The sequence below is a fragment of the Paraburkholderia sp. UCT31 genome, from assembly GCF_014397655.1.
In the GTDB taxonomy this organism is placed as follows: domain Bacteria; phylum Pseudomonadota; class Gammaproteobacteria; order Burkholderiales; family Burkholderiaceae; genus Paraburkholderia; species Paraburkholderia tuberum.
Genome location: NZ_VZQP01000038.1, coordinates 51,522 through 71,053, shown reverse-complemented (window position 1 = coordinate 71,053; position 19,532 = coordinate 51,522). Strand labels below are relative to the sequence as shown.

The window sequence follows — 19,532 nt, the reverse complement described above, 5'->3', positions numbered from 1 at the left end:
CGGTCCGCGCGTGTACAGATGAAGGTCTGGCGTTCGGTCGAGCTCATGTGCCGGCTCACGCTGCCTTGCCGCTCGCGCTCGCCGCGGCCGCAGGCTGTACCTGCTCGAGATGGCGCAGCAGCTTCGTCACCATCACGACGACGACGAACGCGAGGACCACGAAGAACAGCGCGAGCGGTGTGAGCACCTGTACCGACACGAAGCCGGCCAACCCCATCATCGCCGATGAAACCAGCAGCAGCGCGCAGCCGAGAATCGCGCTCGTCAGACCCGCGATGTGCGGGAACAGCGAGTTGCCCTTCGCCATCAGCGTCGGATACATTGCGCCGGCGCAGAAGCCCATCACGAGCACAGGCGTCGCGAGCGTCCACACGCGCAGACCGACCGTCAGCGCGAGCAGCAGCATCGCAAGCGACGCGGCCGCCATCAGCCGTGCGCCGATGCGCAGCCGCTGCTCGGCGCTCGGCAGACCCGGACCGTGCAGGCGATTCGACAGACCGCCAAGAAAGTACATCATGCCGATGCCGAGCGCGAGGTAGCCGAAGAAGGTCGGCGGCTTGTGCAGCGTGGTCTGCACCATGAACGGCCCGACGATGTTGAACACCAGCAGGATGCTGTAGCACAGGCCCTGCGCGAGGAAGCAGCTCTGGAACACGGGGCTCGCGAGCACTTTGCGCGCGTTCGCGGTCAGCGTGCGCGGTTCGAGATGGACGGGCTTCGGCAAGGTCTCGCGATAACGCCACAGCAGCGCCCACATCACCAGCGAATAGATCAGCAGAAACACGAGGCACGCGCGCCAGCCGAACGCGGTCTGCAGATGCGCGCCGATCACCGGCGCGACGATCGGCGCGAGCCCCCACGCGATCGACATGTACGTGAACGCATGCAGCAAGGCCTGACCCGCGAACGAATCGGTGATGATCGCCTTCGCCAGCAGGTTCGTGCTCGCGATGCCGAAGCCCTGCAGTGCGCGGGCGAGGATGAACGTCTCGAGATTGGGCGCCGCGAGCGACAGCAGGCAGCCGACCGTGTAGACCGTCAGACCGAACGCGAGCACGCGCTTGCGGCCATACGCGTCGGCGATCGGACCGAAGATCAGCTGACCGAACGCGTAGGCGGCCATGTAGCCGGTGACGCTGGTCTGGATCGCTTGCGGCGAGGTGCCGAAGTAGCGCGCCATCGCGGGCAGCGCGGGCACGTAGATATCGATGGCGAGCTGTCCGGCGGACGCGAACAGGCAGATCAGGAATAGCAGGAAGCGCGGCGAGTTCGGGGCGGAGTCGGCGGAAGCGGGGTGGTCGGCGGTGGCGTGGCTCATGGGTGCATCGAAAGGGAACACTGGCGGCGCGGGCATCGGTGCGTTCGGATATCGAACGGAAAAGGCGCGAATGCCCCCGGCATTATCGCCGGGTATTGTGCCCGTGGTATGGCAGGAAATGGGATAGTCCCTGGCGGGGGTGTGGGATGGCGCGGCCGACGAGCGCGCTATCCCGCCGCAACGAGGCTCAGTTCGCGCAGTCCTCGATCGACCGCAGCAACGCGCCCTGGTCTGCCGGGTCCTGGAAGAACGCGACGAAACTCGCATGCTCGTCGTTTGCGATGCGGCCGGAGCAGTCCTTGCCTTTGAGCGGGGGGCGAGACGCCGTCCAGATCATCGCCGTCACGGCGAGAGCCAGCACGACGCCTGTAAAGACGAGCCCGAGCAGTAACGACCTGGCGTCGTCCGATATTGCGTCTAGCCGATGCGAAGCCTCCCGCGGCTCGCAATGCATATCGCGGATCTCGAGAGCCGCGTCGGCGCGCCGCTGTTGTCGCGCAAACGCGGTCAGGTGCGGGCCTCGGCGATCGGCGAGACGCTGGTGGCCTATGCGCGTCAGATGCTGGCCAATGCCGAGCAGGCACTGGAGGAGGTGCGGCGACAGGTGGAAGGGCTCGGCGGACGGGTTCGGCTCGGCGCTTCCACCGCGGCCATCGCGAATCTGCTGCCGCAGGCGTTGGAACGACTGGCCGTCGGGCATCCCGGCATCGATGTGCAAATTGCCGTGCTGACTTCGCAGGAAACGCTGACGCAACTCGCCCAGGACTCGCTCGACGTGGGCATCGTGGCGCTGCCGCAAGCGCCGCTACGAGGGCTATCGATCGAAACATGGCGCCGCGATCCGGTGGTCGCGTTCATGCCGGCCGGGTGGAGGTGTCCAGCTCGCATCACGCCGCAATGGATCGCCGCGAAGCCGCTGATTCTGAACGAAGCGACCACGCGGCTTTCGCGTTTGACGACGGAATGGTTCAGCGCGGCGGGGCAGCACCCCACGCCGCGCATCCAGCTCAACTACTCGGATGCGATCAAGAGTCTCGTCGCAACGGGATACGGCGCCGCGCTGCTGCCGCAGGAACCGAGCCGCTCGTCGGCCGACGCGCGCATCGTCACACGTGCGCTGCGCCCTGCGTTATGGCGACAGCTGGACCTGGCCTTTCGCGCGGGTACCGTGGAGCGTCCGACTCAGTATGTGCTCGACGTATTGCGGAGTTTGCGGTTGAGCTAGCGGGCTGTGTTACGTCGCCGACGCTTTCCGCCTCTCCTGCTCCTTGCGATAAAGCACGAACTCTTCCGCCAACGCTTTTGCAACGGAAGCCCTACGCGTGATTCGAGGCGGTGTCGCGGCGTACTCAATACTCAGGTCTCGATCAGATGCAGAAACTGCCTTACCCGTGGACTGCTGCCTTCACCAAAGAAGGCTTGCGGTGTCGTGTCTTCGGCAACCACGCCGCCGTCCATAAAAACAACCCGATCCGCTGCATCTCGCGCAAACCGCACTTCGTGCGTGACGATCAGCATCGTCATGCCCGCTTTGGCAACGTCGCGCATGACGGTCAGGACATCCTCCCGCAGCGCTGGATCGAGAGCAGACGTGGGCTCGTCGAAGAAGATGACCTCCGGATCCATCGCGAGCGCCCGCGCGATCGCTACGCGCTGCTTCTGACCGCCGGACAGCCGTGCCGGATATTCGTTGGCTTTTGCGGCCAGGCCAACCTGTGTCAGCAGGTGAATTGCGCGCTCCGACGCTTGCGCACGAGGGACACCCTTGACGCTGACCGGACCTTCCATCACGTTTTCCAGTGCTGTCCTGTGCGGAAAGAGGTTAAACGACTGGAACACCATCGCGGTGCGCTGGCGGATCGCGCGGATCTTCTTCTGATTCTGGCGTGACGGTTTTGACAAACCGTTGCATTCGACATCAATGCCGCATACTGTCACGCTGCCGGCATCCGGTACCTCGAGGAAGTTCAGCGAGCGCAGCAGCGTGGTCTTGCCCGACCCGGAGGGACCCATTACAACGACAACCTCGCCTTTCGATACGCTGAAATCGACGCCGCGCAAGACCTGGTTGTCACCAAATGCCTTCGAAAGTCCACGGACCTCAATCGTCCTGATATCAGTATTCATACAAAACGCCTCGAAATGCGATTCTCGAGGACGGTCTGGACTATCGTGAGAATCTGGTTGATGCCCCAGTAGATCAGGCCGACCATCAGGAACATTTCCATGTAGCGGAAGGTGGAGGCGCCGACCTGGTCGGCGACGCGGGTCAGTTCTACCACCGTAATTGTCGAAGCGAGGGATGTATCTTTGATGAGTGCAATCATGCGGCTGCCGACAGGCGGAATGGCGATGCGTAGTCCTTGGGGAAGAATAACCCGCGACATGGCTTTCCAGTAACCCATGCCCAGCGACATCGCAGCTTCCCACTGGCCCTTGTCCACCGCGTTGATGCCGGAACGGAAGTTCTCGCTCAGATACGCGGCCGAAAACAGCGTGAGCGCGAGGAGCGCGGCGGGAACCGGGTCAAGTGTCAGACCGTACCGGGGCAAACCGAAATAGATCAGCAGTATCTGCACGAGCAGCGGCGTGCCACGGAAGATGGATACATATGCGAATGCGAACGCGCGTAGTGCACCTATGCTGGAGATACGAGCCAGGGCGACCAGCAACCCTAGCGTCGAACCGAGCACAAACGACAACAAACCGAGAAAGAGTGTCATCAGCACCGCACTCTTTAACAGCGGAAGCGAGCGCATGAAAAGCTCGATCATGACTACTCCTTGTGCGCCTTCGCTTTGGTGATCGTGCCGGCCATATCGTAATCTTGCCCAACCCACTTCCTGGCAATGGCCTCGATCGTCCCGTCAGCCATCATGTCTGCAATCGCCTTATCGACCGCTGCGAGCAGGGCCGGTTGGCCTTTCTGCAAAGCCGGCGCTGATAGCTGGTAGATCAAGGGTTCGCCCACTTCCTTGACCGGTAAATGGTTGACGTTGGCGTACTTCATGCCGCCGAAGTGCGAGATGATGACTGCGTCGATACGTCCATTGCCCAGATCGCTGAAGACGAGTCCCCCGTTATCGTACGAACGGATGTCGGAGTCATGCAGGTGTGCTCGTGCCCATGTTTCATTGCTCGAGCCAGTGACCACTCCCACTCGCTTGCCTTTAAGGGTTTCCTTGCCCTTGATGTCTGTGTTGCCGGCGGGTACGAAAATGCGGAAATCCTCCACGCCGTATGGAACGCCGAAATCAACCTGTTGTTCCCGTTCAGGTGTAGGTGTGAGATCGTTCATCACAAGGTCGTACTTGCCCGTCTTCAACCCTTCCACGAAGTTCTTGAACGAATCGGCGACGAATACTACGTTCGGCACGCCAATGCGCTTGCCGACTTCCTTTGCAATTGCAACGTCATAGCCGACAGGTTGATTGTTTTCGTCAAGCATGCTCCATGGGGGACTACTCTGGGTGTTGGCCACGCGCAATGTGCCATTCGCCTTCACCTGCGCGAGAAGATCCGCTGCCTGCACAGTAGCGGGTGAACTGAATGCCGCGGAAAGCGTCACGAAACTCGCTACCGTGGCAAAGCGTCTCCATCCCTTGATTGATTTCATCTCGTACTCACTCATCCAGGTGAATTGAATTAAAAATCTACGCAGCGGTTGCCCGGGCGCGTCCGAATGCGTCAAGACCGGCATTCAGATCCGCAAGCAGCATCGCCGGGTCCTCCAACCCGATCGAAAGGCGCACGATAGGCTGGTCGGTAAGCGGGAACGCACGCTCGGCCTGCAACGGGGCCGGGTAGTAGGCAGCGAGGCTATGCACGCCTCCCCAGCTCGCCCCGATGGGGAAATACTGGAGCGTATCGAAGAATGCGTTGAACGCGTCCTCCGCCGCGGGCTGGAGGATCAGGGAGAAGAGACACCCGCTGCTCGCAAAATCCCGCTTCCAGATGGCATGACCGGCATCGGACGGCAGTGCCGGGAACAGCACCTTGCTCACTTCCGGGTGACGTTCGAGTTCCCTCGCAATCTGCAGCGTTGAGGCGCTCTGGGCAGCGAAGCGAACCTTCAGGGTTTGCAGGCCGCGCATGACGAGGAAGCAGTCATCAGGGCTGGTCTGCTGGCCGAGAACGCTCTGCGTCTCGCGCAAGGTCGCGTAGTAATCCGCGTCGTTCATGCTGATGCAGCCCGCCAGTAGATCCGAATGACCACCAAAAAATTTCGTCGCGGCTTCGACGCTGAAATCCACACCATGTTCGAGCGGTTTGAAAGCGAGCGGGCTTGCCCAGGTGTTGTCCATCATCGTCAATACGCCGTGACGTTTCGCGACTTCGACGATCGCCGGAATGTCGGGCATCTCCATCGTCACCGTCCCCGGCGACTCCATGCAGATCATGCGGGTGTTGGGCTTGATGTACTTTTGAATCGCAGCCCCGATTGCCGGCGGATACAGTTCGACCTCGACGTCGAAGTGCGCCAGCCACTTATGCGCGAATGTCTTGAGCGCGCCGTAGCAGGCAGCGGACACCAGCAGGTGATCGCCGCCGCGCACGAAGCCCATCACGGTCGTCATCAGCGCGGATTGACCGGAAGGCGTCACCACGCAATGCGCGCCACCTTCGAGCTCGGCGATGCGGTGCTCCAGTTCACGAGCCGTTGGCGTTCCGGTGATGCCATAGCTGTAACCGTCCGGTTGCCGCTCCTTGCGGCGCGAAAACTCGGCCAGAGAATCGAATACAACCGTCGATGCCCGCATGACGGATGGGGACAGGCTGCGGAACGGCTGCGGCGCTTTCTGGGGATTGCTTGTCATCTTGCTCCCGGCGATGCCTCGTGGTGGATTGATGATCGAAGTTTACTTTCACCCGGGGTTGCATCAACATCGGAAATAATTAGCTCAATAAGTCTAGGTTATGCGGATCAGGGATATTGAAGTGTTCAGGGCGGTCATGAACGCAGGAAGCACGAGCAAGGCGGCGGCCCTGCTCGGCATTTCGCAACCGGCTGTCAGTCAGGCCATCAGGCGTCTGGAAACCATGGCGGACTTCAGCCTGTTCGAGCGGATACGCAGCCGGCTCGTTCCCACCCAGGAAGCCGTCGCCCTGATGCGTGAGGTTGACCAGTACTTTCGCGGATTTGAGGTCATCGAGCATCGAATCCGTAGTTTGCGGTCCTACGGATTGGGCCGGATGGCGATCGCCTCTCTGCCGGCACTGGGCACAGGCTTTCTGCCACGTGTCATTGCGGCGTTCGATGCCCCGTCCAGAAACGTGCAAATTTCGCTACAGGTGATGAGTTCGCGCGAAGTGCATGAGAAGGTCTCGGCTGGACAGGTGGATTTCGGCCTGATGTCCGACGAGATGTCGATGGCCGGCCTCGAACACTCGGTGTTCGCGCGTATGCGGGCTGTCGCAGTGATGAACTCGCATCATCCTTTGGCAACGCGTTCTGTCATCGCTGTTGCGGACCTGCCTGAATTTCCTTTCATCGCGCTGAATCCCGAAGACAGCACCAGGCTACGCCTGGAAACGCAACTCACGGCACGCGAAATCCGTCTCAAACCGGTCGTCGAGACGCCGTATTCGCACACGATCTGCGAACTGGCGCTCGCGGGAGTCGGTATAGGAATCGCTCATCCGCTCGTGACGTTGGACTTCGCAGAGCGGGGACTCGTCGTGAAGCCGATCGACATCGAGGTAATGTTCACAGGAGTGCTGGTGTTTCGCCCTGGTACCCCACTCACGGAAACCGCGAGGCAGTTCATGCGGCACATGAGAATGCAGCTCGAACGTGACCAGAAGGCGCTCAAAAGGGCGCTGGCGAATTGATCGGATAGAAATCGGACACGCTTGATCGCTACATCGCGCCTGGCCTCGTCACGTTCGACACCGCGTTCGAGCGACGGCTCGAACGCGCGCAAGCGCGAGGTGAACTCGATGCTGCCGGGCGTCCCGCGCTGATCTGCGGGACGCCAGCCAGAACATGGGCCAAAACACCAGCTAAAAGGCAGCCACGCGAGTGCGATTTGCGCGCGTGTCGTGCCTCCAAAGCCCGAAACAAACTGAAACACGCAGGTTGAGCGCTTTGCGGAATAAAACGACACACTTGGGCGTTTTGCCTGATACCGGTAGCGTCGATTTTCAAACAGCTTTCGCGGCATTCATCGCCCTCGCGAACGGAGCCCCCATGAACACCCAAGCGAATTCCCTGACCGATTCGACCGATGCCTCTCGCCCGCCGCGCTATACGCACACCGCGATGACGCTGCACTGGCTGATCGCGTTGCTGATGTGCGTCAATGTCGTGCTCGCTCTGTCCGCTGATTCGCTGCCCGACGACTGGGTGCGTCCGGTGATCGACACACACAAATCGATCGGCATCACGGTGCTCGGGCTCGCGCTGCTGCGCATCCTGTGGCGCGTGTCGCACAAGCCGCCGCCGTTGCCGCGCGAGTTTCCGTCGTGGGAAAAGATTGCCGCGCACCTCGCGCACTTCGCGCTGTATTTGCTGATGATTGCGTTGCCGCTGTCCGGCTGGCTGCACGATTCCGCGTGGAAAGACGCGGCCACGCATCCGATGCAGTGGTTCGGCCTGTTCCAATGGCCGCGCTTTGGCTATGTGATGGATCTCGACCCGACACTGAAAGAGACGTTGCACGATCGCTTCGGCGCGCTGCATGCGTGGCTCGGTTATGCGCTCTATGCGTTGCTGGCGATGCATATCGGCGGCGCGCTCAAGCATGAGTGGCTCGATCGCAAATCGGTATTGAAGCGCATGACGCCGTGAAGTCGCGGCGTGTTTTTGATGGCGCGCGAACACAGCTTCGCCAACTAACCGCAACCCAGCTGAACCTGAAACCCTCACCTTGAAGAAGACCCTAGAACAGGCATTCGCCGTCGCGTCGCCGCGCATTCTGCCGCCTCGCGCGACGCTATCGAGCACGCTGATCCATTCCAGCGTCGTCGTGCTGTGGGCACTGCTGTTCGCGCGAGCATTCTTTCTGCGTGGCGCGCTCGCGTGGTCGACCGGTATTGCGTATGTCGTGTATGACACGTTGCTGCTCGCGTTCGTCACGTGGAAGTCGTTGCCGCTCACGCGCCGCGCGGCGCCGCTCGAAGCCGACCACGAACGGCGCGAGTTGCCGGGCATGGGTGTCATCGTCGCGTCGCGTAACGAGGCGGCCGTGTTGCCGGTCACGCTCGCCGCGCTGCTGCGGCAAACGCACGGCCCCGCGCAGATCGTGATCGCCGACGACGGCTCCACCGACGCCACCGCCGAGCTGCTCACGCAACGCTTCGGCCTCACGCCCGCCGCCGATGGCGTGCTGAGCGCGCCGAGCTCGCTGCATCCGAACCTGTTCTGGCTGCGCGTGCCGCACGGCGGCAAGGCCCGCGCGCTGAACGCCGCGATCACCGTGATGACGACCGACACCGTGATGACCGTCGACGCCGACACGCTGCTCGACGACGACGCCACCTACGCGATGCGCGCCGCGTTCGCGAGCGCGCCGTCGCTCGTCGCGGCAGCGGGCATTCTCGTGCCGGTCTGCGGCAAGTCGCTGTCGGGCCGCGTGTTCCAGTGGTTCCAGACCTACGAGTACATGCGCAACTTCATCGCGCGTTTCGCGTGGATGCGCGCGGACAGCCTGCTGCTGATCTCGGGCGCATTCGCGTCGTTCCGGCGCGATGCGCTCGTCGCGGTCGGCGGCTTCGATCCGCAGTGTCTGGTCGAGGATTACGAACTGATTCACCGGCTGCGCCGCTATTCGGTGGATCACGAGCTTGGCTGGGACGTGCGCGTGGTCGGCGAAGCGCATGCGCGCACCGATGCGCCCGACACCCTCGCGAGCTTTCTGCGCCAGCGCCGCCGCTGGTTCGCGGGCTTCCTGCAGACCCAGTACTGGAACCGCGACATGACCGGCAATCCGCGCTACGGCACGCTCGGCATGCTGATGCTGCCGGTCAAGGCGGTCGACACGATGCAGCCGATCTACGGCCTCACGGCATTCGCATTGCTACTCGGTTTTCTGTTCGGCGGACACGGGGCGATCGTCGTGTCGATCTTCAGCGTGATCGGCCTGAAAACGGCGATCGATCTGGCGTTTTACCTGTGGAGCATTCATCTCTACCGGCGCTGGACCGGCGAGCGCAGTGGCAACAGTCTCGGCATGGCGATGCTCGCGGCCGTTGCGGAGCCGTTCACGTTCCAGCTCGCGCGTCATCTGGGCGCCGCGCTCGGCTGGCTGCATTTTCTGCGCGGCGGCCGCGCGTGGGGCGTGCAACGGCGTTCCGGGCTCGTCGCGGTCGACGAGGATTGAGCAGCTCGACGAGCAGGTCAATGTTTCTGTAGGGGGGGTGGTAAAGGTAGCTCGTTCACCCTGATGCGCGCTGCTGCGCAATGTGTGCTGCGACGCATCGCGCATGCCGGCGAAAGTGCCATGCGGCGGCTGCATCAAGTAGACTGATGAAGATGCCGCGCTGCCATGCAGCGGGGCAACCTTCCATCCGCTGGTGCAAGGAGGCTTGACCTATGCATGCAGTTCCCCCGCTCGAACAGGAACAGGAATCCGCAGGCGCAACGCTCGCTGCCGCGCCTGCTCAAGCCACTCACGAGGCGCCGGTGCGCGATCTGCGCCGCGTCGCCATTCATCCGGATTACTGGTACCCACTTGCGTGGTCGCATGAAGTGAAGCGCGGCAAGACGCTCGGCGTGACTTTCGCCGGCGATCCGATCGTGCTCGCGCGCACCGGGAGCGGCAAAGTGTTCGCGCTGGAAGATCGCTGCGCGCATCGGCAGGTGCCGCTGCATCAGGGCGTGGTCGACGGCGAATCGATTCGCTGCGGCTATCACGGCTGGACCTACGACTGCTCGGGCAAGTGCATCGACGTGCCGTACCTGGGCCGCGAGCGTCTACCGAACGGTGTGCGCTCGTATCCGTGTCAGGAAGTGGAGGGGCTGATCTTCGTGTTTCCCGGCGACGCCGCGCTCGCGCAGGAGCGGCCGTTGCCGGGCTTTCGCTCGGTGTCCGACCCGAAGTACAAGACGCGCCGTTTCGGCCGTCCGGTCAAGTGTCATTATTCGTTCATGCACGAGAACCTGATGGACATGAATCATCAGTTCCTGCATCGCCGCCAGATGGGGCGCATGCGCGCGCGTTCGCTCGGGCGGCGGCGCGGTGAGGGCTGGGTCGAGGTCGACTACACGTTTGCGCGCATGGAGGGGCAGCAGCCGCTAGGCGAGGCGATGGTGTTCGGCGAGAGGCGCAAGACCGGTGGCTCCGGCGACAAAGACGTCATGACGATCCGCACCGAATACCCGTTCCAGACGCTGCAAATCCGCAACGACGAGCAGACGCTGGTGATGGACCTGTGGATCGTCTATGTGCCGCTCGACCGCGAGCAGCGCACCAACCGAACGTTCGGGCTGCTGTCGATCCGCAAGCCCGGCATTCCGGGTGTGATGAATCTCGCATGGCCGCTGCTGGTGTGGTTCACCGAACGCATTTTCAAGGAGGATCGCGAGATCGTCGAGGCGGAGCAGCGCGCCCACGATTCGCAGGGAGCGGACTGGAATCACGAGGTGTTCCCGGTCATCAACGACTTGCGCGCGCTGCTGCGCGAGTGCGGCGCGCCGGACCAGGTGGTCGGCGCGGGCACCGGCGATACGGCGGTGATCCGTTTCTGGGATTCGCGTCACGGCGATCCGCTCGCCAAGACCTGAGCGCGGCGCGGGTCTGTTCACCGGCGCCGCGCGCCCCGTCCCGCCACGGCTTTCCCCCTCGCCGGGAATTAATCCATCTTCCCACGGTAGACAATGCGCGGCGCGCGAGCGGCGATAATATCGCCCGGTACTTTTATTGCGCGCGAGTTTGCGCCAATCGACATTCGTCGCGTCCGCACCCGTGTACCATTGCGCTTTTTCCGAACTTCAAGACTCGCTCGTGACCACGCAACAAACCCCCACCAACTCGCGTAAATCCCTCACTCTTCTGCAGTTGCTTGGCCTGATCGGCGCCGCTGGCCTGATCGCCTCGATCGCGCTGAATCTGCTGGTCCACGCGCACTGAAGCAGCGCCCGCGTCGCGCGGGCAGCCTTGTGCCGGCGCGCGTCGCCGGCTTTCTCGAGATTTTTGATTGCCATGTACAAGAAGGGCGTAGCCGTAGAAATCCAGTTTTCCCCCGAGCGGCTCAACGACGGCGCCGGCGATCCGTACTGGATCGATCTGACCCACGACGAAGCGCAGCGCCTGCTCGACAGCCTGAAGGCGCGGCTCGCGGGAACCGGTAGCGGCACGGTCGCGCCGCTCGTCGTGAGCCTCGATGCGACGGCGCGCACGTGCGCGGCGGATGCCGCTGCGACCGGTACGCCCGATGCGCGGTCGGCCGCGAACGTCGCCACAGCCGACGACTTCAAGCAATGGGTCTGCGTGATCTGCGGCTGGGTCTACGACGAAGCCGCCGGCGTGCCGGAAGAGGGCATCGCGCCGGGCACGCGCTGGGCCGATGTGCCGGCCGACTGGCGCTGCCCGCTGTGCGACGTGGGCAAGGAAGATTTTGCGCTGGTGGAGTTTTAAGCGGCGGGCCGAGGCTCGCCTGATAAACCCGCTCTACACCGTCCCTTCCGGATAATCCGCCCCCTCGCTCGTCGCTCGCCAGGTGTCGAAATCGCCGCGCAGAAAGTCGAGCTTCCTGTACGCGAGATCGAGCGCGGTCTTGCCGAGCAGCAGCCGCAGCGGCGGCGCGTCCGACAACGCCGCATCGATGATCGCCTGCGCGGCTCGCACCGGGTCGCCGGCCTGCTTGCCGCTGCGCGCTTCGGTCTGTTTGCGGCGCTCGCCGGCGGTCGACGCATAGTCGTCGATCAAGGTTGCCGACTGCTTGATCGACGGACCCGCCCAGTTGGTGCGAAACGGCCCCGGCTCGACGATCAGCACGCCGATGCCGAGTGGTTTCACTTCCAGCGCGAGCGATTCCGACAGCCCTTCCACTGCGTACTTCGTCGCATGGTAGTAGCCGGTCGCCGCGAAACTCGCAATCCCGCCAATCGACGACACGTTGACGATCAAACCGCTGCGCTGCTCACGCATGATCGGCAGCACGGCCTTCGTGATGTCGACGAGGCCGAACACGTTGGTCTCGAACATCGCGCGGACTTCGCTATCCTCGCCTTCCTCGATCGCGGCCAGATAACCGTAGCCCGCGTTGTTGACGAGCGCGTCGATGCGGCCGAAATGGCGCTTCGCCTGTGCGACCACGGTTTCTATCTGCGCGCGATTGGTCACGTCGAGCGGCAGCACCAGCGCGCGCTCGCCGTGCCCCTCTGCGATGTCCTTCACTTTCGATGCATCGCGCGCGGTGACGACCGCGCGCCAGCCGCGTTCGAGCACGAGCTTCGCGAGCTCGCGGCCGAAGCCGGTGGAACAGCCTGTGATCAGCCAGACGGGATTGTCTCGATTCATCATTTGGAACACTCCTGTTGAGGGTCTATGACGTGAAGACTGGGAAACGGCGCTAAAAACGGCGCCCCGATGCGGCGCAGACGCGCGGCGCGTCGGTAATCGGTATGCGGGTGAGGTCAGCTCGAAGCGTGCCCGGTTCGCGCGGCGGACGGTTCGGGCGGTGGCCCCGCGCGAACGCGCGTGGCGCTGCGCGGATTCGCCCGGCGATGAAGCGGGGACGCTGCCGTGACTGCTATGAATGCGATGACCGCTTGGGGCTGGTGTGGCGCTTCAATTGTAGCCGCAGCGCGGCGGCTTCGCTTTGCAGCGCGCCGACGAACGCGTCCGCGAGCGGATGCGCGGGCCGGTGCTCGGGACGGATCACGCTGACGCGAAACGGCAGCGACGACGCGAGCGGCCGGATATGCAGATTGTGGCCCGCGAAATCGAGCGCGGTCAGCGGATTGACGATCGCAATGCCGAGCCCTTGCCGCACGAAGCTGCACACGGACACCGCAGTCGGCGTTTCGATCAGCAGGCGGCGCGCGATGTCGGCTCGCGCGAACGCTTCGTCGATTTGCAGCCGGTATGGATCGTTCGCGGACAGGCTGATGAACGCCTGATCGGCGAAATCTTTCAATGCGATCACGCGTTTCGCGAGCAGCGGGTGAGCGTCGGGCAGCACACACACTTCATCGACGGCGATGAGTGGCGTAAGCCGCGTGCCGGGCGGCGGCGCGTCGTGCTCGGTGAGGCCGAGGTCATAGCGCTGTGCGCTCAGCCATTCTTCGAGAAACGGCGACTCCTGCGTCGCGATCGATACGCTGACGCCCGGCTGCACATCGTGAAAGCGTTTGACGGCGCCCGGCAGGATCGAATGCGAAAACAACGGCAGCGCGATCACGGACAGCTGGCCACCCTTGAATTCGCGCAGCGCGGCCGCCGTCGACGCGACGCGTTCGAGCCCGACATACGCGCGCTTGATCTCGTCGAACAGCGTCAGCGCGGATTGCGTGGGACGCAGCCGGCCCTGCACTCGCTCGAACAACGCGAAGCCGATGCTCTGTTCCATGCGCGCGAGTTCGCGGCTCACGGTGGGCTGCGACGTGAACAGCATCTCGGCTGCCTTGGTCACGCTGCCGGCCGTCATCAGCGCGCGGAAGATTTCGATGTGCCGGTGCGTGAGCGCCATGGTGGGTCCGTGCTATATCAAAAGTGAATAGGCGAGCAATAGATTGGTATTTTACTGAATGATCGCCACGGATCATCATGTCGGCTATCGCTTTCGCAAAGCTTCGACATGCAACCGACCATGACGCCATTCGACTCCCGTCAACTCGCCGACCTCGCGCGCCAGCACGGCACGCCGCTATGGGTCTATGACGCCGACACGATCCGCCGGCGCATCGCGCAGTTGCGCAGTTTCGACACGATCCGCTACGCGCAGAAGGCCTGTTCGAACGTGCACATCCTGAAGCTGATGCGCGACGAAGGCGTGATGGTCGATGCGGTCTCTTTGGGTGAACTCGCGCGCAGTTTTGCCGCGGGTTATGCGGCTCAACCCGCATCGAACGGAGGGCCCGAAGGCGTCGTCTTCACCGCCGACGTGCTCGACCACGCGACGCTGGCCACCGTGCTCGACGAGCGAATCACGGTCAACGCCGGCTCGCCCGACATGCTCGAACGGCTCGGGAGACACGCGAGCGAAGGCCATCGCGTGTGGCTGCGGATCAATCCCGGCTTCGGTCACGGCCACAGCAGCAAGACCAACACAGGCGGCGAGCACAGCAAGCACGGCATCTGGCGCGATGACCTGCCACGCGCGCTCGAACTGGTGCGGCGCTATCGGCTGAAGCTCGTCGGGCTGCATATGCATATCGGCTCGGGTGTCGATTACGCGCATCTCGCGAAAGTGTGCGATGCGATGGTCGATGCGGTGTCGCAACTCGATCAGGATATCGAGGCGATTTCCGCGGGTGGTGGTTTGTCGGTGCCGTATCGCGATGGCGAGCTGAGTGTCGATACCGCGCATTATTTCCGGCTGTGGGACGACGCGCGGCGCCGCATCGAAGCACGCGTCGGGCATCGCGTGCGACTCGAAATCGAACCGGGGCGCTTTCTGGTCGCGCAGGCAGGTGTACTCGTCGCCGAAGTGCACGCGCTGAACCGGCGGCCGTCGCGGCAATTCGCGTTGCTCGATGCGGGCTTCAACGACCTGGTGCGGCCGTCGTACTACGGCAGTTATCACGAGATCAGCGTGCTTCGGCGCAACGGCACGCCGAGCGATGCGCCGGCCGGCTCGTTCAGCGTGGCGGGGCCACTGTGCGAAGCCGGCGACGTGTTCACGCAGGCGCAAGGCGGTGTCGTCACGAGCCGGTCGATGCCCGCGCCTCGAGTGGGCGACCTGCTCGTGTTCCATGACACAGGCGCGTACGGCGCGTCGATGTCATCGAACTACAACAGCCGGCCGCTCGCGCCCGAGGTGCTGATCGAGCGCGGCAACGCGCGGCTGATCCGGCGCAGGCAGCGCATCGAAGAATTGATAGCGCTCGAAGCAACGGCGGCTTGAGCGGCGCGTTGGAGTTCAACGCTCAACGCTCAACACTCAACGCTCAATGCGCCCGCACCGCGCGCGTGTACGACGCCATCATCGTCGCGAACTCCTGCGCGGCTGGGGTCAGCGGAATCGCGGCGCGTTGCAGCAGACAGACGTTCTGCTGCAACGCGCGCTCGCGCACGGGGATCGTCGTCAGCACGTCCGCGAACGGTCCGCGCTTCGCGATGACCGATGATTCGAGCGACAGGCAATCAGTCGCGGCTACCAGGTGCAGCGTCTCGTACAAGCCCTCGACGGTCGCGACGATCTTCGGCGGCGGCAAGCCGTAGCTGTCGAACAGATGGCTCAACCGGTTGACGTGCGGCTCCTCGGTCAGATTCGGCGAGCGCGTCGTCACCCACGTGCAATCGACGAGTTCGGCGAGCGACTTCGCGCGCGCCTTCGGATGACCGCGCCGGCACACGATCACCGGGTCGGACGGATAGAGCGGCGTGACCGACAGATCGGCGGTGTCGGTCTGCTTCGATACGAGCGCGACAGCGAAATCCAGCGTGCCTTCGCGGATCCACGAAATCATCATGCGCGACGTGCCCGTGCGCAGATGCACGGCGACGCGCTCGAAGCGCGCACGAAATTCCATCAACACGGGCGCGAACGCGTCGACGAGCGGCTCTGTCGTCATGCCGAACGTGACCTCGCCCACGTAGTCGCCGCGCAGTTGCCGCACGTCCTCCTCGGCACGCTCGCATTCACCGAGGATCGCGCCGGCCCGCTGCAGCAGCCGCTGGCCCAGCGCGGTCAGCGCAATGCCGCGATTGGTGCGCGTGAACAGCGTCGCGCCGAGCATCGATTCGAGGTGCTGCAACTGCTGCGTGATGCCGCTTTGCGCGATGCCGAGCGCGCGCGAGGCCGCGCGGATGCTGCCATGCTCGGCGACCGCCGTGAACGCGCGCAACTGGGAAATCGTCAATGCCATGGCGTCAGGGTTTGATGATCGGTAAAAGTGATCATGATAGTCCGAACGGGACTTCTTTGAGGCGCCACAGCGGCTTACGATCACGCTGTCCTGATCCGCTCATCGTCGCCTTCCATGAAAACTCCACTGATCACTCTCTGCGCCGCGCTGGCTTTCAGCAGCGGCGCGTTCGCCGCTGACGCCAACACGTTGCGCCTCGGCATCGATCCGACCTATCCGCCGATGGACTCGAAGGCGCCCGATGGCAGCCTGAAGGGCTTCGACGTCGATCTCGGCAACGAGATTTGCCGGCGCATCCACGCGCATTGTCAGTGGGTCGAACTCGAGTTTTCGGGCATGATTCCGGCGCTGCAGGCGCGCAAGATCGACGCGGTGCTGTCGTCGATGGCGATCACCGAGAAGCGCGAGCAGCAGATTCTGTTTTCGTCGAAGCTGTTCCAGTTCAAGTCGCGGCTGATCGCGCGGCAAGGCTCGTCGCTCGCGCCTACGGCGAGCGGACTTGCCGGCAAGCAGATCGGCGTGCAGTCGGGCACCCAGTTCGAGAGCTACGCACTGAAGAACTGGACGCCGCTCGGCGCGAACGTGGTCGCCTACAAGAGCCAGGACGAGGTGTTCGCCGATCTGCAGAACGGCCGGCTCGACGGCGCGTTGCTCGGCACCGTCGAGGCCGATTACGGCTTCCTGCGCACGCCCGCGGGCAAGGGCTTCGCGTTTGTCGGCGAGCCGCTTTCGATGGGAGATCGCGGCGTCGGAATAGGCTTGCGCAAGGACGAAACCGCGGTGCAGGCATCGATCAACGAGGCGATTGCGTCGATGCGCAAAGACGGCACCTATGCGCGGATCGCGAAGAAGTACTTCGACTTCGATCCGTACGGCAATTGATGCAGATTTCCAACATTATCTTCACGGCTTTCCATTCATGAACAGGCAATCGATTCCGCTTGTGTCGCCAGCCATCGGCACGCACCGCGAACTGGTGTCGTTTCATTTCGGCCCGGCCAATAGCGGGCAGAAGATCTACATCCAGGCGTCGCTGCATGCCGACGAAACGCCCGCGATGCTGACCACGGTGCTGCTGAAGCGGCGTCTGCGGGAGCTCGAGGAAGCCGGCGCGCTGAGCGCTCAAATCGTGCTCGTGCCGGTGTCGAATCCGGTCGGGCTCAGTCAATACGTGCTCGGGCAGTTCATCGGTCGCTTCGATCTCGGCAGTGGCAAGAACTTCAACCGGCATTTCGTGCAGTTCGCAAAGCTCGTCGCGAATGCGAAAGAGGCGCTCGGCGCCGACGCGAACGAGAACCGCCGCATCGTGCGCGAGCTGCTCGCGGCCGAACTCGCGCAACAGAAGCCGCTGACCGAATTCGAGTCGCTGCAACTGGCGCTCCTGAAGTTGTCGTGCGACGCGGACGTCGTGATCGATCTGCATTGCTCGCTCGAAGCGGCAATGCATGTGTACACGAGCGAATCCGCCTGGGCCGAGTTCGAGCCGCTGTCGCGCTATCTCGGTGCAGAGGCGTCGTTGCTCGCGACCGATTCGGGCGGCGGCGCGTTCGACGAAACCCACAGCCTGCTGTGGTGGACGTTGCAGCAGCAGATGCCGGCGAGCAAGCCGGTGCCGACCGGCGCGATCGCGGTGACGGTCGAATGCCGCGGCCAGCGCGACGTGTCGTATGAAGTCGCGCAGCAGGATGCCGACGCGCTCGTCGACTATCTGGTGTGGCGCGGCGCGATTCGGGGCGAGGCCAAGCCGTTGCCGCCGCTGCTGTCGCCGGCGACGCCGCTCGCGGGCAGCGAGCAGTTCTATGCGCCGGTGAGCGGGATTCTCGTGCACCGCGCGAAGATCGGCGACAAGATCCGCGTCGGCCAGCCGCTGTTCGATATCGTCGATCCGCTGACCGACGAGACGACCACGATCGCGAGCCAGACCGAAGGGGTGCTGTACATGCGGCGCGCGATCCGTTTCGCGACGGCCGGTGCGCCGCTCGGTCGCGTGACCGGCACGCGGCCGATCCGAACGGGCGTATTGCTGGGCGCCTGATCGCGTAACGGCTATGCCGGACTCGGCATCCAGGGGCCGCCTCGACGCCTCACGCGACGGTGCTAACGTGCGCCTCAGCCGCCTTGCTGCGAAGTCGCCGGCGCCGCCCGGCCGGCGATCCGGCGCCTCGCCTGTTGTGCGGATTTAATCTCTTTCAGCCACGAAAAAGCCCAAGCCCGCCTCGGGATAAAGGCCGATACTCGTCGTCATACTCAACGTGTGTCGGCGCGGCCGGCTTTTTGAAGGAGACGGACAAAGTGAGCAAGGCTATCCAATGGAGCGGGGTGTTTCCCGCCGTCAGCACCCAGTTCAAGCCGGATTTTTCGCTCGACATCGACGCGACGCACCGCGTGGTCAGCAATCTCGTCAAGGACGGGGTGTCGGGTCTGGTGGTCTGCGGCACGGTTGGCGAAAACACCTCGCTGAGCACGTCGGAAAAACTGCAGGTGATCGAGGCCGCGCGCGACGCGGCTGGCGGCAAGGTGCCGGTCGTCGCGGGTGTCGCCGAGTTCACGACCGAGTTCGCGCGGCAGACGGTGCGTGAAGCCGCGCGTGTCGGGGTCGACGGCGTGATGGTCATGCCGGCGCTCGTCTATTCCGCGAAGCCGCACGAAACCGCCGCGCATTTCCGCTCGGTCGCAACCAGCACCGATCTGCCGGTGATGATCTACAACAACCCGCCGATCTACAAGAACGACGTCACGCCGGACGTGCTGATCGCACTGCAGGACTGCGAGAACATCGTCTGCTTCAAGGATTCGTCGGGCGATACGCGCCGCTTCATCGATCTGCGCAACGCGGTGGGCGACCGCTTCGTGCTGTTCGCCGGCCTCGACGACGTCGTCGTCGAAAGCATCGCGGTCGGTGCGCAAGGGTGGGTGTCGGGCATGTCGAACGCGTTCCCGAAGGAGGGCGAGACGCTGTTTCGCCTCGCCACGCAGAAGCGTTTCGATGAAGCGCTGTCGCTGTACCGCTGGTTTATGCCGCTGTTGCACCTCGACGCGCGCCCCGACCTCGTGCAATGCATCAAGCTGTGCGAGGAACTGCTCGGCCGCGGCAGCGCTGTCACGCGTCCGCCGCGCCTCGCGCTGCAAGGCGACGCGCTCGCCGAAGTCAAAGACATCGTCGCCAAGGCGCTCGCCACGCGTCCGGCGCTGCCGGACGTCGGTCTCTAAGCACCGCGGTTCAATACGAGCCTTAAAAAA

At 63.6% G+C, this 19,532-nt stretch carries 19 protein-coding genes and 1 pseudogene; 11 read left to right on the top strand and 9 right to left on the bottom strand.

All coding sequences use genetic code 11. The features are described 5' to 3' along the window. Positions 1–55: 55 nt before the first annotated feature. Together F6X40_RS27920 and F6X40_RS27915 are read right to left on the bottom strand one after the other, a co-directional pair. The gene (locus F6X40_RS27920) at positions 56–1,318 is read right to left on the bottom strand and encodes a multidrug effflux MFS transporter (RefSeq protein ID WP_184073506.1); all 1,263 of its coding nucleotides are present in this window, start codon (positions 1,316–1,318) and stop codon (positions 56–58) included. Positions 1,319–1,505: 187 nt separating this feature from the next. Next, the gene (locus tag F6X40_RS27915; protein WP_187630043.1) at positions 1,506–1,772 is read right to left on the bottom strand and encodes a hypothetical protein; all 267 of its coding nucleotides are present in this window, start codon (positions 1,770–1,772) and stop codon (positions 1,506–1,508) included. Between F6X40_RS27915 and F6X40_RS27910 the strand changes: the two are divergent. Further along, positions 1,755–2,543 (top strand): annotated as a pseudogene (locus F6X40_RS27910) (LysR substrate-binding domain-containing protein); the annotation flags it as partial. The gene F6X40_RS27915 and the pseudogene F6X40_RS27910 sit on opposite strands and share 18 nt — an antisense overlap. 131 nt (positions 2,544–2,674) lie before the next feature. On the opposite strand, the gene F6X40_RS27905 reads toward F6X40_RS27910, so the two are convergent. From F6X40_RS27905 to metC, 4 genes are read right to left on the bottom strand one after another with little or no spacing between them, the layout of a single operon-like run. Beyond that, positions 2,675–3,445: an amino acid ABC transporter ATP-binding protein gene (locus F6X40_RS27905; protein WP_187630029.1), complete on the bottom strand. Its 771-nt coding sequence runs from the start codon at positions 3,443–3,445 to the stop codon at positions 2,675–2,677. Further along, positions 3,442–4,092: an amino acid ABC transporter permease gene (locus F6X40_RS27900; protein WP_090808002.1), complete on the bottom strand. Its 651-nt coding sequence runs from the start codon at positions 4,090–4,092 to the stop codon at positions 3,442–3,444. Before F6X40_RS27900 ends, F6X40_RS27905 begins: the two co-directional genes overlap by 4 nt. Positions 4,093–4,094: 2 nt before the next feature. Continuing rightward, positions 4,095–4,934: an ABC transporter substrate-binding protein gene (locus tag F6X40_RS27895; protein WP_262421566.1), complete on the bottom strand. Its 840-nt coding sequence runs from the start codon at positions 4,932–4,934 to the stop codon at positions 4,095–4,097. A gap of 37 nt (positions 4,935–4,971) precedes the next feature. Continuing rightward, a complete protein-coding gene (gene metC / locus F6X40_RS27890; protein ID WP_187630028.1) occupies positions 4,972–6,135 on the bottom strand; it encodes a cystathionine beta-lyase in 1,164 nt (387 codons plus the stop codon). 100 nt (positions 6,136–6,235) lie between these two features. Here metC and F6X40_RS27885 point away from each other — a divergent pair, with 100 nt between their 5' ends. From F6X40_RS27885 to F6X40_RS27860, 6 genes are all read left to right on the top strand, one after another. Then, the gene (locus tag F6X40_RS27885; protein ID WP_184070486.1) at positions 6,236–7,150 is read left to right on the top strand and encodes a LysR substrate-binding domain-containing protein; all 915 of its coding nucleotides are present in this window, start codon (positions 6,236–6,238) and stop codon (positions 7,148–7,150) included. A gap of 358 nt (positions 7,151–7,508) precedes the next feature. Next, a complete protein-coding gene (locus F6X40_RS27880; protein ID WP_187630027.1) occupies positions 7,509–8,108 on the top strand; it encodes a cytochrome b in 600 nt (199 codons plus the stop codon). 79 nt (positions 8,109–8,187) lie between these two features. Continuing rightward, positions 8,188–9,639, top strand: a complete 1,452-nt coding sequence (locus F6X40_RS27875; RefSeq protein WP_187630026.1) for a glycosyltransferase family 2 protein — start codon at positions 8,188–8,190, stop codon at positions 9,637–9,639. Positions 9,640–9,851: 212 nt separating this feature from the next. Continuing rightward, positions 9,852–11,042 (top strand): aromatic ring-hydroxylating oxygenase subunit alpha, encoded by a 1,191-nt coding sequence (locus F6X40_RS27870; RefSeq protein WP_090807989.1) that lies wholly within the window; start codon positions 9,852–9,854, stop codon positions 11,040–11,042. Between the two features lie 220 nt (positions 11,043–11,262). After that, positions 11,263–11,388, top strand: a complete 126-nt coding sequence (locus tag F6X40_RS42655) for a hypothetical protein (RefSeq protein ID WP_260327592.1) — start codon at positions 11,263–11,265, stop codon at positions 11,386–11,388. Positions 11,389–11,460: 72 nt separating this feature from the next. Further along, the gene (locus F6X40_RS27860) at positions 11,461–11,895 is read left to right on the top strand and encodes a rubredoxin (protein ID WP_187630025.1); all 435 of its coding nucleotides are present in this window, start codon (positions 11,461–11,463) and stop codon (positions 11,893–11,895) included. A gap of 33 nt (positions 11,896–11,928) precedes the next feature. On the opposite strand, the gene F6X40_RS27855 is transcribed toward F6X40_RS27860, so the two are convergent. Both F6X40_RS27855 and F6X40_RS27850 read right to left on the bottom strand, forming a co-directional pair. Further along, positions 11,929–12,783 (bottom strand): oxidoreductase, encoded by an 855-nt coding sequence (locus F6X40_RS27855; RefSeq protein WP_187630024.1) that lies wholly within the window; start codon positions 12,781–12,783, stop codon positions 11,929–11,931. A gap of 229 nt (positions 12,784–13,012) precedes the next feature. Next, positions 13,013–13,951 carry a LysR family transcriptional regulator gene (locus F6X40_RS27850; RefSeq protein ID WP_187630023.1) on the bottom strand — a complete coding sequence of 313 codons (939 nt, stop codon included), beginning with the start codon at positions 13,949–13,951 and terminating at the stop codon, positions 13,013–13,015. Positions 13,952–14,071: 120 nt separating this feature from the next. On the opposite strand from F6X40_RS27850, the gene lysA reads away from it, so the two are divergent. After that, positions 14,072–15,328: a diaminopimelate decarboxylase gene (lysA, locus tag F6X40_RS27845; protein WP_262421565.1), complete on the top strand. Its 1,257-nt coding sequence runs from the start codon at positions 14,072–14,074 to the stop codon at positions 15,326–15,328. Positions 15,329–15,371: 43 nt separating this feature from the next. Here lysA and F6X40_RS27840 read toward each other — a convergent pair whose 3' ends face one another. Next, positions 15,372–16,292 carry a LysR substrate-binding domain-containing protein gene (locus tag F6X40_RS27840; RefSeq protein WP_187630021.1) on the bottom strand — a complete coding sequence of 307 codons (921 nt, stop codon included), beginning with the start codon at positions 16,290–16,292 and terminating at the stop codon, positions 15,372–15,374. Positions 16,293–16,406: 114 nt separating this feature from the next. On the opposite strand from F6X40_RS27840, the gene F6X40_RS27835 reads away from it, so the two are divergent. From F6X40_RS27835 to F6X40_RS27825, 3 genes are all read left to right on the top strand, one after another. Next, on the top strand, positions 16,407–17,174 hold the full coding sequence (locus tag F6X40_RS27835) for a transporter substrate-binding domain-containing protein (RefSeq protein WP_187630020.1): 768 nt from the start codon (positions 16,407–16,409) through the stop codon (positions 17,172–17,174). A 37-nt stretch (positions 17,175–17,211) separates the two neighbouring features. Then, positions 17,212–18,327 (top strand): succinylglutamate desuccinylase/aspartoacylase family protein, encoded by a 1,116-nt coding sequence (locus F6X40_RS27830; protein ID WP_184070473.1) that lies wholly within the window; start codon positions 17,212–17,214, stop codon positions 18,325–18,327. A 257-nt stretch (positions 18,328–18,584) separates the two neighbouring features. Continuing rightward, positions 18,585–19,502 (top strand): dihydrodipicolinate synthase family protein, encoded by a 918-nt coding sequence (locus F6X40_RS27825; protein ID WP_090807963.1) that lies wholly within the window; start codon positions 18,585–18,587, stop codon positions 19,500–19,502. The last annotated feature ends 30 nt before the right edge of the window (positions 19,503–19,532 follow it).

Coding starts and splice junctions, on each gene's coding strand:
- F6X40_RS27835 (WP_187630020.1), top strand. CDS start 16,407: ATGAAAACTCCACTGATCACTCTCTGCGCCGCGCTGGCTTTCAGCAGC.
- F6X40_RS27920 (WP_184073506.1), bottom strand. CDS start 1,318: ATGAGCCACGCCACCGCCGACCACCCCGCTTCCGCCGACTCCGCCCCG.
- lysA (WP_262421565.1), top strand. CDS start 14,072: ATGACGCCATTCGACTCCCGTCAACTCGCCGACCTCGCGCGCCAGCAC.
- F6X40_RS27860 (WP_187630025.1), top strand. CDS start 11,461: ATGTACAAGAAGGGCGTAGCCGTAGAAATCCAGTTTTCCCCCGAGCGG.
- F6X40_RS27830 (WP_184070473.1), top strand. CDS start 17,212: ATGAACAGGCAATCGATTCCGCTTGTGTCGCCAGCCATCGGCACGCAC.
- F6X40_RS27840 (WP_187630021.1), bottom strand. CDS start 16,292: ATGGCATTGACGATTTCCCAGTTGCGCGCGTTCACGGCGGTCGCCGAG.
- F6X40_RS27885 (WP_184070486.1), top strand. CDS start 6,236: ATGCGGATCAGGGATATTGAAGTGTTCAGGGCGGTCATGAACGCAGGA.
- F6X40_RS27900 (WP_090808002.1), bottom strand. CDS start 4,092: ATGATCGAGCTTTTCATGCGCTCGCTTCCGCTGTTAAAGAGTGCGGTG.
- metC (WP_187630028.1), bottom strand. CDS start 6,135: ATGACAAGCAATCCCCAGAAAGCGCCGCAGCCGTTCCGCAGCCTGTCC.
- F6X40_RS27870 (WP_090807989.1), top strand. CDS start 9,852: ATGCATGCAGTTCCCCCGCTCGAACAGGAACAGGAATCCGCAGGCGCA.
- F6X40_RS27915 (WP_187630043.1), bottom strand. CDS start 1,772: ATGCATTGCGAGCCGCGGGAGGCTTCGCATCGGCTAGACGCAATATCG.
- F6X40_RS27850 (WP_187630023.1), bottom strand. CDS start 13,951: ATGGCGCTCACGCACCGGCACATCGAAATCTTCCGCGCGCTGATGACG.
- F6X40_RS27880 (WP_187630027.1), top strand. CDS start 7,509: ATGAACACCCAAGCGAATTCCCTGACCGATTCGACCGATGCCTCTCGC.
- F6X40_RS27855 (WP_187630024.1), bottom strand. CDS start 12,783: ATGATGAATCGAGACAATCCCGTCTGGCTGATCACAGGCTGTTCCACC.
- F6X40_RS27895 (WP_262421566.1), bottom strand. CDS start 4,934: ATGAAATCAATCAAGGGATGGAGACGCTTTGCCACGGTAGCGAGTTTC.
- F6X40_RS27905 (WP_187630029.1), bottom strand. CDS start 3,445: ATGAATACTGATATCAGGACGATTGAGGTCCGTGGACTTTCGAAGGCA.